The organism is Paraburkholderia sp. CNPSo 3076 (assembly GCF_026343935.1).
Taxonomy (GTDB): Bacteria; Pseudomonadota; Gammaproteobacteria; order Burkholderiales; family Burkholderiaceae; genus Paraburkholderia; species Paraburkholderia nodosa.
The window spans coordinates 50,393-65,086 of record NZ_JAPMAL010000039.1; the positions used below are offsets into that span (position 1 = coordinate 50,393).

Below are 14,694 nucleotides of genomic sequence, written 5' to 3' on the forward strand. Positions count from 1 at the left end.
TGTGGAAAATAACGGCGGCGCGCGCTACAGCATAAACCCGCGCATTTGGTCCGTCGCGCGCCGCGTCGAGTGGGGCCGCCAGCGCGCGCGATGTGCGCCGCGCGGCCCGCAGGATCAGCGCATGCCCGGCATCATGCCCTTCATGCCGCGCATCATCTTTTGCAGATTGCCGCCTTTGAGCTTCTTCATCATGGTGCGCATCTGCTCGTACTGGTTGAGCATACGGTTCACTTCCTGAACCTGCACGCCGGCGCCCGCCGCAATGCGGCGCTTGCGCGTGGCCTTGATGAGTTCGGGCTTGGCGCGCTCGGCGGCCGTCATCGAGTTGATGATGCCTTCCATGCGGCGCATCTGCTTCTCGGCCTGGCCCATGTTGGCGCCCGAGGCGGCCTGCTGGAACTGCGCGGGCAGCTTGTCCATGAGCGACGACAGGCCACCCATGTTCTTCATTTGCGAGAGCTGCGCGCGGAAATCGTTGAGGTCGAAGTCGCCGCCTTTCTTGACCTTGTCGGCGAGCTTTTGCGCGGCCTGGACGTCCACGCCGCGCTGCGCTTCCTCGACGAGCGCGAGAATGTCGCCCATGCCGAGAATACGGTTCGCCATGCGGTCCGGGTGGAACACCTCGAGGCCGTCGAGCTTTTCCGCGACGCCGACGAACTTGATCGGCTTGCCCGTGATGTGGCGCACAGAGAGCGCCGCGCCGCCGCGCGAGTCGCCGTCGAGCTTGGTGAGCACGACGCCGGTGAGCGGCAGGGCGTCGTTGAACGCCTTCGCGGTGTTGACCGCGTCCTGGCCGAGCATGGCGTCCACCACGAAGAGCGTTTCAGCCGGCTTGAGCGTGGAGTGCAGCGCGGTGATCTCGTTCATCATCGCCTCGTCGATACCGAGGCGGCCGGCCGTGTCGACGAGCAGCACGTCGTGATAGTGGCGTTTGGCCCAGTCGACCGCCGCGGCGGCGATCTCGACGGGCTTCTGGTCAGGCTGCGAGGGGAAGAAGTCGGCGCCGACCTGTTCCGTCACCGTCTTCAACTGCGCGATAGCGGCAGGGCGGTAGACGTCGCACGAAACGGTGAGTACCTTCTTCTTGTACTTCTCGCGCAGGAGCTTGGCGAGCTTGCCGGTGGTGGTGGTTTTACCGGCGCCCTGCAGACCCGCCATGAGGATGACGGCAGGCGGCGTGACGGCGAGATCGAGTTCGGCGGCCTTGCCTTCGTAGTCGCCGCCGATCACGGCGGTCAGCTCGCGCTGCACCACGCCGACGAGCGCCTGGCCCGGCGAGAGGCTGGCGATCACATCCTCGCCGAGCGCCTTCTCTTTCACCTTGGCGATGAATTCGCGCACGACGGGCAGCGCCACGTCCGCTTCGAGCAGGGCGAGACGTACCTCGCGCAGCATTTCCTGCGTATTGGCTTCGGTCAGCCGGGCTTCGCCGCGCAGCGTCTTGACGACGCGCGCCATCCGTTGAGTGAGATTGTCGAGCATGGGGAGGCGGTGAGCAGTGCGGCCCCGCCCGCGCGCGCTAAACGGGAACGCGCCGCGTTTCGTCGCCGATTCGTTACGTGAGCGCGCGGCCAGGGGGCCTATAGTAAACTTCGAACATGGATATTGTACTGTATGCCCTCACCGTGCTCCTGTACGGCGGATTGTGCGCCGCCGACTGGCGCGCGCTGCGCCGCGCTGGCACCGCGCCGCTGCTAGGCAGCGTGCCGCCCGTTCCGGTGACGCTCGGCGCGGGCGGCGACGCCCTGCGCGCCCGGACCTTCGGCCCGCTTTCCCGTGCGCTGCTCTTCGTCGCGCTCGCCGCGCACGGCGTGCTGCTGCACATGACGATCTTCCCCGCCAACGAAATGGTGTTCGGCTTCGCCTTCGCGTTGTCGGCCATGTTCTGGCTCGGCGCGGGCATCTACTGGATCGAGAGCTTTTTCTTTGCGCTCGACGGCCTGCGTCTTTTGCTGCTGCCGTTGGCGGCCGTCGCGTCGATCCTGCCGCTCGTATTCGGCGGGGTGCGCGTGCTGCCCTACGCGGCCGCGCCGATGTTCAAGCTGCACTTCGTCATCGCGAACATCGCCTATGGGCTCTTTGCGATCGCCGCGCTGCACGCGGTGCTGATGCTCGCCGTCGAGCGCCGGCTGCATGCCCTGAAGGGCGCCGGCTTCCAGCGCAACGCGAGCAATCGCGGCGGCGGCTGGCTGTCGAACTGGATCGAGACGCTGCCGCCGCTCCTCACGATGGAAAAGCTGCTGTTCCGCCTGATCGGCGCGGGCTTCGTGCTGCTCACGGCCACGCTCGTCTCGGGCATCGTGTTCAGCGAGCAGTTGATCGACCGGCCGCTTTCGCTCGATCACAAGACCGTCTTCGCGATTCTTTCGTGGCTGATGTTCGGCGCGTTGCTCACCGCTCGCAAGGTTTCCGGCTGGCGCGGCCGCGCTGCGCTGCGCTGGGTGATCGCATCGTTCATCGCCTTGCTGCTCGCTTATGTGGGCAGCCGTTTCGTCTTCGAGGTGCTGCTGCACCGCCCTGTGGTTTGAGTCGTGTGAGTCGCGTGTTCCGATGAGACAGATTCTTCTCCTCGTACTGCTGTTCGTGGTCGGACAGTGGTTCGTCAAGGCGCTGCGCCGTGCGCAGACGCAAACGCGTGCCGGTGCGCAGCCGGAGCAGGGCGCCGCGCGCAACGCCAATGGCGGCGCGAGCGCGAGCGGCAAGGCTGCGCTGCCCGAGCCGATGGTGCGCTGCGCCGAGTGCGGCGTGCATGCGCCGCGCAGTGAATCGGTGAATGTCGGCGCGCGCTCGTTCTGCAGTTCCGAGCACGCGCGCGCCTGGGACGCGCGCACCACGGCCCAGGATCGCCCCGCACGATGAGTGCTGCCGCATCGCCAGGATCGCGCGCGTACGCAGTCGATGCGCAGGGCTGGGTGCCCGGCGCGCGCCACCTACCTTCGCCCAACTTCGAGGCCCGCCCGCAAGGCGCCGTGCCGACGCTCATCGTCGTCCACAACATCAGTCTGCCGCCCAACGTCTTCGGCGGCCCTGAGATCGCCGATCTCTTTCTCAACCGCCTCGACTGCGACGCGCATCCTTACTTCGATGCCAACCTGCGCGGCGTGCGCGTCTCGGCGCACTTCGTCATTCATCGCGATGGCGCCCTCGAGCAGTTCGTCTCGTGCGACGAGCGCGCGTGGCACGCGGGCGCGTCGAGCTTCTTCGGGCGCGAGCGCTGCAACGATTTCGCCATCGGCATCGAACTGGAAGGCAGCGACACGACGGCCTTCGAGGCGCCGCAATACGCCACGCTCGCGGCGCTCGTGAAGGCGCTCGTCGCGCACTATCCGATCGAGGCGCTGGCGGGCCATTCGGACATCGCGCCTGGGCGCAAGACCGATCCCGGCCCGCACTTCGACTGGGCGCGCCTCAAACACGATACGCAGCTCGCCGATGCCAGCTTCCCCTATATCCAGGGGCACGGCGCTCAGAACGCGGCGTCGTGACACGCTCAAGCGCCCGCTAAACCCTCGCCAGCTGCACAAGAAATAAGCACCTCTCGCGCGCAAACGCAGGGTCTTTGCGCGCGTCTCGCAGACCACTCGAAGGGGGGCTCGCCGCCAAGGCCCGCGCTGCTTGGCTTGTAGCCTTGTCAAGATAGGACCAGCAAAAAAAGCCGTTTGATCGTATTGTTTCTTCCACTATACTTTGTACCTGAAACAAGGCTTCACACCATATGTTGTGTTGTACTGCGGCGCCCCGCTTCACGCGCAAGGCGCCGCGCGCGTTACCAGCATAGAAAAAACAGAAACTTTGTACGGTGCCGTCGGCCGAGAGAACCGGCGCACCGGCTGTAATCGAGAGAGAAGGTACAGCCAATGATCGCGACATCCACGATGAAGACCGAAGCAGTCTGTGATTCATCTGCCTTGTCGCATCCGGCAGCCTCGCCAGGCTGGACTTTTTTCTCTGCCCGATCGAGCGTGCACACGGGGGCACGACGTCGGCGTCCGTCTTAATCCGCGAACTCTCTTCGCACCTTTCCAGGACCCAGGAGCTTTGCACATGCAAACGACCGATAACGTCTCGACCCGGTATGAAGGCGCGCCCGCCGCGCACGCACTGGGTGGCCAACCGCAAGACGGCCAGACGAGCGCGCAGCAGTTCGCCGACCACAAGGTGATTCGCCGCAACGGTAGCGTGGTGTCGTTCGAACCTTCGAAAGTCGCGATCGCGATGACGAAGGCCTTCCTCGCCGTGAACGGCGGCCAGGGCGCGGCTTCGGCGCGCGTGCGCGAGCTCGTCGAGCAGCTCACGCAGAACGTCGTGCGCGCACTCGTGCGCAGCCGTCCGAACGGCGGCACGTTCCATATCGAAGACATCCAGGATCAGGTCGAACTCGCGCTGATGCGCGGTGGCGAGCACAACGTCGCGCGCGCCTACGTGCTGTATCGCGAGAAGCGCAACCAGGAGCGCGCGCAAGCGCCGGAAACGGCAGCGAGCGCAGCGCCCGGCATCAACGTCACGGACAACGGCGTGACGCGCCCGCTAGACATGCAGGCACTGCGCGCGCTGATCGCCTCGTCGTGCGACGGTCTCGGCGACGCGGTCAACGCTGACCCGATCGTCGCGGAAACGGTGAAGAATCTGTACGACGGCGTGCCGATGACCCAGGTCTACGACTCGGCCATCCTCGCTGCGCGCACGATGATCGAAAAGGACCCGGCGTATAGCCAGGCGACCTCGCGCATCCTGCTGCACACGATCCGTCGCGAAATTCTGGAAGAGGAAGTGACGCAAGCCGAAATGGCCGTGCGCTACGCCGACTACTTCCCGCAGTTCATCAAGCGCGGCGTGGAAGCCGGCCTGCTCGACGACAAGCTCCAGCAGTTCGACCTCAAGCGTCTCGGCAACGCGCTCGACGCGAGCCGCGACCTGCAGTTCGGCTACCTCGGCCTGCAGACGCTGTACGACCGCTACTTCCTGCACGTCGGCGGCACGCGCATCGAAATGCCCCAGGCATTCTTCATGCGCGTCGCGATGGGCCTCTCGCTCAACGAGATCGACCGCGAAGCGCGCGCGATCGAGTTCTACAACGTGCTCTCGTCGTTCGACTTCATGTCGTCCACGCCCACGCTGTTCAACTCGGGCACGCACCGCTCGCAGCTCTCGTCGTGCTACCTCACGACGGTTGCCGACGACCTCGACGGCATCTACGAAGCGCTCAAGGACAACGCGCTGCTCTCGAAGTTTGCCGGCGGTCTGGGCAACGACTGGACGCGCGTGCGCGCGCTCGGCTCGCACATCAAGGGCACCAACGGCAAGTCGCAAGGCGTAGTTCCCTTCCTGAAGGTCGTGAACGACACGGCTGTCGCCGTGAACCAGGGCGGCAAGCGCAAGGGCGCGGTGTGCGCCTACCTCGAATCGTGGCACCTCGACATCGAAGAATTCCTCGAGCTGCGCAAGAACACGGGCGACGACCGCCGCCGCACCCACGACATGAACACAGCGAACTGGATTCCCGACCTGTTCATGAAGCGCGTGATGGAAGGCGGCGACTGGACGCTCTTCTCGCCCTCGACCTGCCCGGATCTGCACGACAAGTTCGGCGCCGAGTTCGAACAGGCTTACACGGCTTACGAAGAGAAGGTCGCGCGCGGCGAGATCAAGCTGTTCAAGAAGCTGCCGGCCGCGCAACTGTGGCGCAAGATGCTCGGCATGCTGTTTGAAACCGGCCATCCGTGGATCACGTTCAAGGATCCGTGCAACATCCGTTCGCCGCAGCAGCACGTGGGCGTCGTCCACTCGTCGAACCTGTGCACGGAAATCACGCTGAACACCAGCGACAGCGAAATCGCCGTGTGTAACCTGGGCTCGGTGAACCTGGTCGCGCACATGGTCGAACAGGCCGACGGCACGTTCGCGCTCGACCACGACAAGCTCAAGCGCACCATCAGCGTGGCGATGCGCATGCTCGACAACGTCATCGACATCAACTACTACGCGGTGTCGAAGGCGCGCAACTCGAACCTGAAGCACCGTCCGGTGGGCATGGGCATCATGGGCTTCCAGGACTGCCTGCACGTTCTGCGCACGCCGTTTGCTTCGCAGGAAGCCGTGGAGTTCGCCGACCGCTCGATGGAAGCCGTCTGCTACTACGCGTACTGGGCGTCGACGGAGCTGGCAGCCGAGCGCGGCCGCTACTCGACCTACCGCGGCTCGCTGTGGGATCGCGGCATCCTCCCGCAGGACACGCTCAAGCTGCTCGCCGAAGCACGCGGCGGCTACGTCGAAGTCGACTCGAGCGAGTCGATGGACTGGACGTCGCTGCGCGAGCGCATCGCGACGCACGGCATGCGCAATTCGAACTGCATCGCGATCGCACCGACCGCGACCATCTCGAACATCATCGGCGTGTCGCCTTGCATCGAGCCGACGTTCCAGAACCTCTACGTGAAGTCGAACCTCTCGGGCGAATTCACGGTGGTGAACGACTACCTGGTGCGCGACCTGAAGGCGCGCGGCCTGTGGGACGAAGTCATGGTCGCCGACCTGAAGTACTTCGACGGCATGCTCTCGCGCATCGACCGCGTGCCGGCCGATCTACGCGCTGTGTATGCAACGGCGTTCGAAGTCGACCCGACGTGGCTCGTCGAAGCCGCATCGCGTCGTCAGAAGTGGATCGACCAGGCGCAGTCGCTGAACATCTTCATGGCGGGCGCATCGGGCAAGAAGCTCGACGAGATCTACAAGCTCGCATGGGTGCGCGGCCTGAAGACCACGTACTACCTGCGCACGATGGGGGCTACGCACGTCGAGAAGTCGACGGTTGCGCACGGCGCGCTCAACGCCGTGCCGACGGGCGGCGAAGGTGGCGGCAATGCAGGCGGCGCGTTTGGCGGCGCAACGGGCGGCGCATTCGGCGGTGCAGCAGGGTCGACCACGATGCAGGCCGCACCGCAAGCCGCGGTTGAAGCGACGCCGGAAGCAGATGGTCCGGTGTGCATGATGCGTCCGGGCGACCCCGGCTTCGAAGAGTGCGAGGCTTGCCAGTAAAGCTGGCTGCGCATGATGCGTGCGGTGCAACGCCGCTCGCATCATGCGAGGACCGAAGCATCAGTAGTAAACAGTAGTCGAAGTAGCCGTAGCGAGATGTAACAGCGAACGAGGCGCGCGCAATGCGCGCCGACTCTCCCGGCAACGCGCACCGCGCGCGCTGCAGTACGCGAAAGAGGCAACAGGAAGGAATCCCTGGAGTTTCTCGCAGGGACAAGACTCAGGCCGCGCGAGCTTCCAGCGCCGCGCGCGGCAAGCAGTGAGCGGCGAGTGAAAACGCACTCGCAGCGCGAGCGAAAAGCGCGCGGCGAACCCCGTCTTTCACACACGCTCTCGATGTCGCGAAGACCTTCGAAGCACATCGCACATGCGAAGTGAGCACGACGAATCAGTGTTCTCTACACAGTGCTCACGCGATGCAATCGACACGATGCGATAACAAAGTGTTGTATCGAGGTCGCAACGCGAATCGAAAACAGGATTTTTCGTGTGCGAACCCTTTTATCGCTCACGAAAAGATGGTACAAACCGATCTAAATTGATGGTGACATTTATGCTCAACTGGGATGACGAGATCACGGCCGTAACTCCGTCGAGCGGTGCGCAGCAAAACGCAATGCGCAACCCCGCGGGTCAGGCTGTCCAGGCTGCCGAGGTGCAGTTTGGTCTGCGTTCCGCTCCTCAGGCTTCCACGGCGACCAACATCTTCGCCAGCGACTTCGCCGTTGCACCGCCGCCGCAAGCGCCGGTCTCGACCGAAGCGCGCGTGAATGTCGCCGACAAGCGCATCATCAACGGCCAGACTGACGTGAATCAGCTGGTCCCGTTCAAGTACAAGTGGGCTTGGGAAAAATACCTGGCGGGCTGCGCGAACCACTGGATGCCGCAGGAAATCAACATGTCCCGCGACATCGCCCTGTGGAAGGACCCGAACGGTCTGACCGAGGACGAGCGCCGCATCGTCAAGCGCAACCTCGGCTTCTTCGTGACCGCCGACTCGCTCGCCGCGAACAACATCGTGCTCGGCACCTACCGGCACATCACGGCGCCCGAATGCCGCCAGTTCCTGCTGCGCCAGGCGTTCGAAGAGGCGATCCACACGCACGCCTACCAGTACATCGTCGAGTCGCTGGGTCTGGACGAGAGCGAGATCTTCAACGCGTACCACGAGGTCAAGTCGATCCGCGACAAGGACGAGTTCCTGATCCCGTTCATCCAGACGCTGACTGATCCGTCTTTCAAGACCGGCACGCTCGAAGCCGACCAGAATCTGCTCAAGTCGCTCATCGTGTTCGCCTGCATCATGGAAGGCCTGTTCTTCTATGTCGGCTTCACGCAAATTCTCGCGCTCGGCCGCCAGAACAAGATGACCGGCGCAGCGGAGCAATACCAGTACATCCTGCGTGACGAGTCGATGCACTGCAACTTCGGCATCGACCTGATCAACCAGATCAAGCTTGAAAACCCGCACCTGTGGACCCCGGCGTTCCGTGCGGAGATCACCGAACTGTTCAAGCATGCGGTCGACCTCGAGTACCGCTACGCCGAGGACACCATGCCTCGCGGCGTGCTCGGTCTGAACGCATCGATGTTCAAGAGCTATCTGCGCTTCATCTGCAACCGCCGTTGCCAGCAGATCGGTCTTGATCAGCTGTTCCCGAACGAAGAAAATCCGTTCCCGTGGATGAGCGAGATGATCGACTTGAAGAAGGAACGCAACTTCTTCGAGACGCGCGTGATCGAATATCAGACGGGCGGTGCGCTGTCCTGGGAATAACCCGGGCGCACTGCGGTGCAAGTCTTTTGGGGTTGCCGCGAGGCGCCGTGCAGGCGCCTCGACTGGCATGATGATTAGGAGCAGGAACGCCTGATGCAAAGCATGCCCGGAGCCAGGTTGGCTCACCGACGTGACAGGCACTTTGCGAACCCTTCAGAGGGATGGGCAAACTTCCCCCCGGAAAAGCGCGCAGGCTTCGCGTGTCGTGAGGCCGCCGCTTTCAACGAACGTTGCCCGGTGTCGGTAGCCGACGCCGGAATGACTCGGCGCGCTGTGCCTCGTGGCACGGCGCGCCTTACCGCATTCATTAGCGTAAGCGCGCGGGATCAGCGTACGCCGATGAATAGCCCGCTTCGCAGCGTGCGCCGTGAGAAGCGTTCGCGGGAAGCGGGTTTTGACGAAGGGTGTAGTTTGAACTGACTCTCATCTGAACCTGAAGGAGAAAAAAATGGCTACTGCCAAGAAGAAACCGGCGGCTAAGAAGGTCGCAGTGAAGAAGGTTGCAGCGAAGAAGGCGGCTCCGGCGAAGAAGGCCGCAGCGAAGAAGGTCGCGGTCAAGAAGGTCGCAGCCAAGAAAGTCGCCGTGAAGAAGGTTGCTGCGAAGAAGGCAGCACCGGCGAAGAAGGCCGCAGCGAAGAAGGTTGCAGCCAAGAAAGTCGCCGTGAAGAAGGTTGCTGCGAAGAAGGCGGCTCCGGCGAAGAAGGCCGCAGCGAAGAAGGTTGCAGCCAAGAAAGTCGCCGTGAAGAAGGTTGCTGCGAAGAAGGCAGCGCCGGCGAAGAAGGCCGCAGCCAAGAAGGTTGCTGCGAAGAAGGTTGCAGCCAAGAAGGCGCCTGCGAAGAAGGCTGCTGCCAAGAAGGCTGCGCCTGCGAAGAAGGCTGCCGCCAAGAAGGCTGCCAAGAAGGCACCTGCGAAGGCCGCTGCCGCACCTGCTGCCCCTGCTGCGCAACCGTCCGCGCCCGCAGCAACGGTCAAGACTGCCCTGAATCCGGCCGCAGCATGGCCGTTCCCGACCGGCAGCCGTCCGTAAGCAGTCCGAGACGAAGCGCGCAGGCTACGTCGTACGCGCGCTTCGTTGGCCGGGCCGGGCGGCATGATGCGCAAGGCTCGATCCCGATCCCGTCGCTGGGTTGTCCGCGACGGGATTTTTTTCGTCTGGAGTTCGCAATAGTTGGGGTGAGGTCACGCGCATGCTGCGCGCGGGCATGAAAAAAGGCGCATGCACAGGGGAGCACATGCGCCTGAGGTTCCGCATCCGGCGCGAGGCGCCGCTGCGGTACAGGGGAAACCGTTAGTGCGTGACGCGCGTCACGCCGCCGCTCGAGAGCAGCCGCACGCGGTCGCCCGCGTTGAAGACTTCGCCGGTCGCGGTTTGCGTGATGGCGCGGTAGTCGCCGTTGTCGAGGCGCACCGTGATCTCGAGGCCGTCGCGCATGGCCACGCCGTTCTCGACCGCGTTGCCGGCCACGGCGCCCGCAATGCCGCCGATGATGCCGGTGACGATCGAGCCCGTGCCGCCGCCGATCTGGCTGCCGGCCACCGCGCCGAGCGCGCCGCCACCGATCGCGCCAAGGCCGCTAGGCTGGCCGTTGTTCGAGCTGATCTTCACCGCGCGCACGCTTTCGACCGTGGCCATACGCACCGATTGCTCTCGCTGCGCCTGCGAGGTCGTGTACACATCGGCGGAACTGCTGTTATAGGCGCAGCCCGACATCGCGAGCGACCCCGCGAGCATGGCTGCAACAATCAGACGACTTGTTATTTTCATTCCCGTAGCTCCAATGGGCGCCGTTCGTGTGCGGCTCCCGCGTTCAGTTCGGCAGTTCGTAGCCGAATGCCTCCTTGAACCGTTCGTTGATCTGCGCTCGCGTAGGCGCATAGTTTTGCGGACCGAGATGCTCGATCTTGAGCGCGCCCATCAGGCTCGCGAGACGCCCCGTGGTTGCCCAGTCGAGGCCGTTCTCGATGCCGTAGAGCAGGCCGCCGCGGAAAGCGTCGCCGCAGCCGGTCGGGTCGAGCACCTGAGCGGCCTTGACCGGAGGAATCTCCTCGATCTTGCCGCTGTGGTAGATCTGCGAGCCGTGCTCGCCGCGCGTGATGATCAGCGCGTCGACATGGCTGGCGATTTCGTCGAACGACCAGCCGGTGCGATGGCTGACAAGGTTGGCTTCGTAGTCGTTGACCGCTACGTAGGTCGCAAGTTCAATCGCGCGGCGCAAAGAAGCCCCGTCGAAGAGCGGCAGACCCTGGCCCGGATCGAAGATAAACGGCACGCCTGCCTTCGCGAACTGCTCGACGTGCTGGACCATGCCGTCGAAGCCGTCCGGTGCGACGATGCCGAGCTTGATGCCGGGCGCTTCGTCGGCGCGGTTCAAATGCGATTGCATCATCGCGCCCGGGTGGAACGCGGTGATCTGGTTGTTCTCGAGGTCGGTCGTGATCATCGCCTGCGCGGACCACGTATCCTCCAGCACGCGCACGTGCGCCTTCGATAGGCCGAGCGCGTCGAGGCGTTCGAGGTAGGGGCGCGCGTCGGCGGCGCCGAGCGTCGCCATGATGCGGGCGTCGCCGCCGAGCAGATGCAGCGAGTACGCGATATTGCCGGCACAGCCGCCGAACTCGCGGCGCATCGTCGGCACCAGAAAGCTCACGTTCAGGATGTGCACCTGCTCGGGCAGGATGTGCTCCCGAAAGCGACCTTCGAAGGTCATGATGTTGTCGTAGGCGAGCGAGCCGCAGATCAGCGTAGCCAAGGCGGAAATTCCTGTAGGGCGTGGTAGGGGAAGGGGGCGGCGCACCGGCCTGCGCGTCGACCTGCGCGTCGACCTGGCAGTGCAGGCGCGAGGCGCGTGTGCGCCGCCGCCGGATTACTTCAGCGCAGCGAGTGCGGCGTCGTAGTTCGGTTCGTTCTTGATTTCGCTCACGCGCTCGGCGTGCAGGACGTTGTCGTTTTCGTCGAGCACGACGACGGCGCGCGCGGTCAGGCCGGTGAGGGGGCCGCTCGTCACGTCCACACCATAGGCTTGCGCGAATTCATGGCCGCGGAAGGTCGAGGCCGTGACGACGTTGGCGATGCCTTCGGTCGTGCAGAAGCGCGCAGCGGCGAACGGCAGGTCGCCCGAGATCACGACGACAGCCGTGTTGTTGAGACCGGCAGCGGCTTCGTTGAACTTGCGCGTGGAGGTCGCGCAGGTCGGCGTGTCGAGGCTCGGCACGATGTTCAGCACCTTGCGCTTGCCGGCGAAATCGGCGAGCGAGACAGGCTTCAGATCCTTGCCGACGAGCGAGAACGCCGGGGCCTTCTGGCCGACGCTCGGGAAGGTGCCGGCGACGTCGATCGGGTTACCGCCTAGCGTGACTTGACTCATGATGTGCTCTCCGGGAATGCATGTTGTGGTGAATGGCGCGCCCGCGCGATGCGGGACGCCGGGAAACGCGCGGGGCACGCCAGTGCACCCGCGCACAGACGGCAAATCAGGGGTAGAAAATCTCGATGCGGAAGTTCGACGCCACCACGTCGCCCGTGTCGAGCCGCACGATCATGGTCTGCGTGGTGCGTGCGGGCAGACCGGCTTCAATGGAGGTGCCGGGCGTGACGTAGTCCTGCGGCCACAGCACGCGCCGCACGACGATGTTGTTTTGCCGGTCGAGCAGCGACAGCTCGATGGCGGGGTACGCGAGCGCCACGTTGAAGCGGTTGCGCAGCGGCACCTTCAGTTCGAGGTGATGCGGCTCGTTGTCGACCTGGCGCAGATCGGACGGCTCGACCAGCAGGCCGTCGATGTCGCGCGGCGGCAGCACGCGGCAGCCGAGCTGCTCGCACGCCTGCTGATAGAGTGACTGCGAGTCGGGCCAGTAGACCATGACCGTTTCGCGCTGCCACCATGCGAGCTGCACGACGAGCAGCGCGAGCAGCAGAATGGCGATGAGCGTGCCGAGAATGCGCCAGACGAGGCCGCGCGAACCGCGCGGGCGGGCGGGCGCTTCGCGGGTGACAGCGAAGGGGGAGGCGCCGTCGCTGGGCGAGAGCGCGCTGAACGCGGGCTCCGGTGCGGCTTCGCGAGTGCGGGGGCCCAGCGCGGGCTCCGGGTCGTTCATGCGGGCCGCAGCCGATGCTTCGTTGGCCGAAAAGGTCGGCTCGGTCGGGCCGCTCGTGCCCAGGTTCGGCTCGCTGCGCGTCCAGCGCGCGGCGGGCGGGAAGGGTTCGGCGGCTGCGGGCTGCTGGGGCGGCGGTACCGGTGCTGCTGCGGGTGCCCCCGGCGCGTGTGGCGCATCTTGTGGTGCGCGCCCAAGCGTCGGTTCGTCGTCGAAGGCGACCCGCGACTCGGCTCCGGGCGTAACGCCAGGCGTGGCGCCATGGGCAATGCTCGCCCCTGGCAGTTTATCGGCGTCGTATTTCAGACGCGGATCGCGCTGGCTGTCCTGCGGCGGCGCCCACGGGTCCCACGTGCGATTCGTGAAATCGGGTGTGGCGCCCAGCGTTGGGGGCGGCTCTTGCGACGGCGCTGCCGCTGCGGGCTGATTCGCCTGATCAGGCTGAACCTCGGGCTGCTGCAAAGTGGACCGTGACGCAGACTGCGATGCGAACTGTGAGGCGGGTTCCGAAGCGGGTTGCGCAGCAAAACGTGAAGCCGGCTCCGATGGCGTCGAGGTCAGGCTGGCCGCGATTTCGGCAGCAACGGGCACCGCGCGCGTGAAGTCGCCGCCTTCGGGCATCTCGTACAAACTGCCCGACGCATCGAACGCTTCCTGACAATGTCCGCAACGCACGAGGCCACGGCGCACGGCGAGCTGCGTGGGCTGGATGCGGAATACGGTTTCACAGAAGGGGCAGCGCGTTGCCAGAAGCATGTGGGCCGAGGATCTGGGTAGACCGGAGGATTGGTGATACCCGCATTCTACTGGCAATCCACCGCAGTCTACGACTTCGGCCTTGCCGCTTGGGGCGCGATCAGGCTCGCGCGAGCCTGATCGGAACGGGCAGGGATTACGCGCGTCGCGTGCCCGCGAGGCAGACCCAGCCTTCGTGTTCGCGCCAGACCGAGATGTCGATCCACTGCGCGTACACCTGCGCGACTTCCTTGGCCTGGCGCGCGAGGATGCCCGAAAGTGCGATGCGTCCGCCCGGCTTCACGCGCGAGGAGAGCATCGAGGCCATCAGCTTGAGCGGATTCGAAAGAATGTTGGCGACGACGATGTCGAACTCGCCGGCGGGGCAGTCGTCGGGCAGGCCGTAGGTGACCTCCGCGCGATTGCGCTCGCTGTTGTGGCGCGCCGACTCGACCGCCTGCGGGTCGATGTCGATGCCGATCACCGGATTCGCACCGCACTTCTTCGCGAGGATCGCGAGGATGCCCGAGCCGCAACCGTAGTCGAGCAGCGAATTGCCGGGCTGCACGTGCTGTTCGAGCCATTCCATGCACAAACGCGTGGTGGGATGGCTGCCCGTGCCGAACGCGAGGCCCGGGTCCAGTTCGAGCACGAGCGCGTTCGGGTCCGGGGCATCGTGCCACGACGGCACGACCCAGATGCGCTCGCCGATCTGGATCGGGTCGAACTGCGATTGCGTCAAACGCACCCAGTCCTGCTCCTCGACTTCGCGCAGAGAGAACTTCGGCGTTTCGGCGAGACCCAGCTCGTTCGAAGCCGCCGCGAGCAGCAGAGCGGGATCCTGATCGGCGCCGATCAGCGCAATCACGCGGGAATGCTGCCACGCGGTGCGATCGGGTGTTAAGCCCGGTTCGCCGAAGAGCGGCTGCTCGTCGGGCGTGTCGGCGTCGGCGTCTTCCACCGACACCGACAGGGCGCCAAGCTCGATCAGCGCGTCGGAAAGTTCTTCCGCGCGGTCACGCTCGAGCTCGACGATCAGTTCCCGATAGCTCATG

Annotated in this window: 13 protein-coding genes; 7 read left to right on the plus strand and 6 right to left on the minus strand. The window is 64.9% G+C overall.

Annotated features, from left to right (window positions below; genetic code table 11):
• Positions 1-114: 114 nt before the first annotated feature.
• On the minus strand, positions 115-1,482 hold the full coding sequence (ffh, locus tag M3A49_RS34720; protein WP_254343887.1) for a signal recognition particle protein: 1,368 nt from the start codon (positions 1,480-1,482) through the stop codon (positions 115-117).
• 116 nt (positions 1,483-1,598) lie between these two features.
• Between ffh and M3A49_RS34725 the strand changes: the two genes are divergently transcribed.
• The 7 genes from M3A49_RS34725 to M3A49_RS34755 all read left to right on the plus strand — a co-directional run bounded on the left by M3A49_RS34725 (position 1,599) and on the right by M3A49_RS34755 (position 9,839).
• Positions 1,599-2,528 carry a cytochrome C assembly family protein gene (locus tag M3A49_RS34725; protein ID WP_266232932.1) on the plus strand — a complete coding sequence of 310 codons (930 nt, stop codon included), beginning with the start codon at positions 1,599-1,601 and terminating at the stop codon, positions 2,526-2,528.
• Between the two features lie 22 nt (positions 2,529-2,550).
• A complete protein-coding gene (locus tag M3A49_RS34730; RefSeq protein ID WP_266232933.1) occupies positions 2,551-2,859 on the plus strand; it encodes a PP0621 family protein in 309 nt (102 codons plus the stop codon).
• Positions 2,856-3,485 carry a 1,6-anhydro-N-acetylmuramyl-L-alanine amidase AmpD gene (ampD, locus tag M3A49_RS34735; RefSeq protein WP_266232934.1) on the plus strand — a complete coding sequence of 210 codons (630 nt, stop codon included), beginning with the start codon at positions 2,856-2,858 and terminating at the stop codon, positions 3,483-3,485. The genes M3A49_RS34730 and ampD overlap by 4 nt, the downstream gene beginning before the upstream one ends.
• Before the next feature lie 559 nt (positions 3,486-4,044).
• Positions 4,045-7,035 carry a ribonucleoside-diphosphate reductase subunit alpha gene (locus tag M3A49_RS34740; RefSeq protein ID WP_266232935.1) on the plus strand — a complete coding sequence of 997 codons (2,991 nt, stop codon included), beginning with the start codon at positions 4,045-4,047 and terminating at the stop codon, positions 7,033-7,035.
• Between the two features lie 553 nt (positions 7,036-7,588).
• Positions 7,589-8,812 (plus strand): ribonucleotide-diphosphate reductase subunit beta, encoded by a 1,224-nt coding sequence (locus tag M3A49_RS34745; protein ID WP_028207823.1) that lies wholly within the window; start codon positions 7,589-7,591, stop codon positions 8,810-8,812.
• A gap of 93 nt (positions 8,813-8,905) precedes the next feature.
• Positions 8,906-9,232, plus strand: coding sequence for a hypothetical protein (locus tag M3A49_RS34750; RefSeq protein ID WP_254319317.1), 327 nt, complete (start codon positions 8,906-8,908; stop codon positions 9,230-9,232).
• A gap of 28 nt (positions 9,233-9,260) precedes the next feature.
• Entirely contained in the window at positions 9,261-9,839 is a 579-nt protein-coding gene (locus M3A49_RS34755; RefSeq protein WP_254356853.1) for a histone H1-like DNA-binding protein, read from the plus strand.
• Positions 9,840-10,100: 261 nt separating this feature from the next.
• Here the strand turns inward: M3A49_RS34755 and M3A49_RS34760 are convergent, their stop codons facing one another.
• The 5 genes from M3A49_RS34760 to prmA form a co-directional block, all read right to left on the minus strand.
• The gene (locus M3A49_RS34760; protein WP_266232936.1) at positions 10,101-10,577 is read right to left on the minus strand and encodes a glycine zipper 2TM domain-containing protein; all 477 of its coding nucleotides are present in this window, start codon (positions 10,575-10,577) and stop codon (positions 10,101-10,103) included.
• A gap of 43 nt (positions 10,578-10,620) precedes the next feature.
• Positions 10,621-11,562, minus strand: coding sequence for a carbohydrate kinase family protein (locus M3A49_RS34765; protein WP_028207826.1), 942 nt, complete (start codon positions 11,560-11,562; stop codon positions 10,621-10,623).
• A gap of 114 nt (positions 11,563-11,676) precedes the next feature.
• On the minus strand, positions 11,677-12,177 hold the full coding sequence (tpx, locus tag M3A49_RS34770) for a thiol peroxidase (RefSeq protein ID WP_028207827.1): 501 nt from the start codon (positions 12,175-12,177) through the stop codon (positions 11,677-11,679).
• Between the two features lie 106 nt (positions 12,178-12,283).
• Positions 12,284-13,660 (minus strand): zinc-ribbon and DUF3426 domain-containing protein, encoded by a 1,377-nt coding sequence (locus tag M3A49_RS34775; RefSeq protein ID WP_266232937.1) that lies wholly within the window; start codon positions 13,658-13,660, stop codon positions 12,284-12,286.
• Positions 13,661-13,796: 136 nt separating this feature from the next.
• Entirely contained in the window at positions 13,797-14,693 is an 897-nt protein-coding gene (prmA, locus tag M3A49_RS34780; RefSeq protein WP_266232938.1) for a 50S ribosomal protein L11 methyltransferase, read from the minus strand.
• Position 14,694 lies beyond the last annotated feature (1 nt).

Coding starts and splice junctions, on each gene's coding strand:
- prmA (WP_266232938.1), bottom strand. CDS start 14,693: ATGAGCTATCGGGAACTGATCGTCGAGCTCGAGCGTGACCGCGCGGAA.
- M3A49_RS34755 (WP_254356853.1), top strand. CDS start 9,261: ATGGCTACTGCCAAGAAGAAACCGGCGGCTAAGAAGGTCGCAGTGAAG.
- ampD (WP_266232934.1), top strand. CDS start 2,856: ATGAGTGCTGCCGCATCGCCAGGATCGCGCGCGTACGCAGTCGATGCG.
- ffh (WP_254343887.1), bottom strand. CDS start 1,482: ATGCTCGACAATCTCACTCAACGGATGGCGCGCGTCGTCAAGACGCTG.
- M3A49_RS34750 (WP_254319317.1), top strand. CDS start 8,906: ATGCAAAGCATGCCCGGAGCCAGGTTGGCTCACCGACGTGACAGGCAC.
- M3A49_RS34725 (WP_266232932.1), top strand. CDS start 1,599: ATGGATATTGTACTGTATGCCCTCACCGTGCTCCTGTACGGCGGATTG.
- tpx (WP_028207827.1), bottom strand. CDS start 12,177: ATGAGTCAAGTCACGCTAGGCGGTAACCCGATCGACGTCGCCGGCACC.
- M3A49_RS34775 (WP_266232937.1), bottom strand. CDS start 13,660: ATGCTTCTGGCAACGCGCTGCCCCTTCTGTGAAACCGTATTCCGCATC.
- M3A49_RS34745 (WP_028207823.1), top strand. CDS start 7,589: ATGCTCAACTGGGATGACGAGATCACGGCCGTAACTCCGTCGAGCGGT.
- M3A49_RS34760 (WP_266232936.1), bottom strand. CDS start 10,577: ATGAAAATAACAAGTCGTCTGATTGTTGCAGCCATGCTCGCGGGGTCG.
- M3A49_RS34730 (WP_266232933.1), top strand. CDS start 2,551: ATGAGACAGATTCTTCTCCTCGTACTGCTGTTCGTGGTCGGACAGTGG.
- M3A49_RS34740 (WP_266232935.1), top strand. CDS start 4,045: ATGCAAACGACCGATAACGTCTCGACCCGGTATGAAGGCGCGCCCGCC.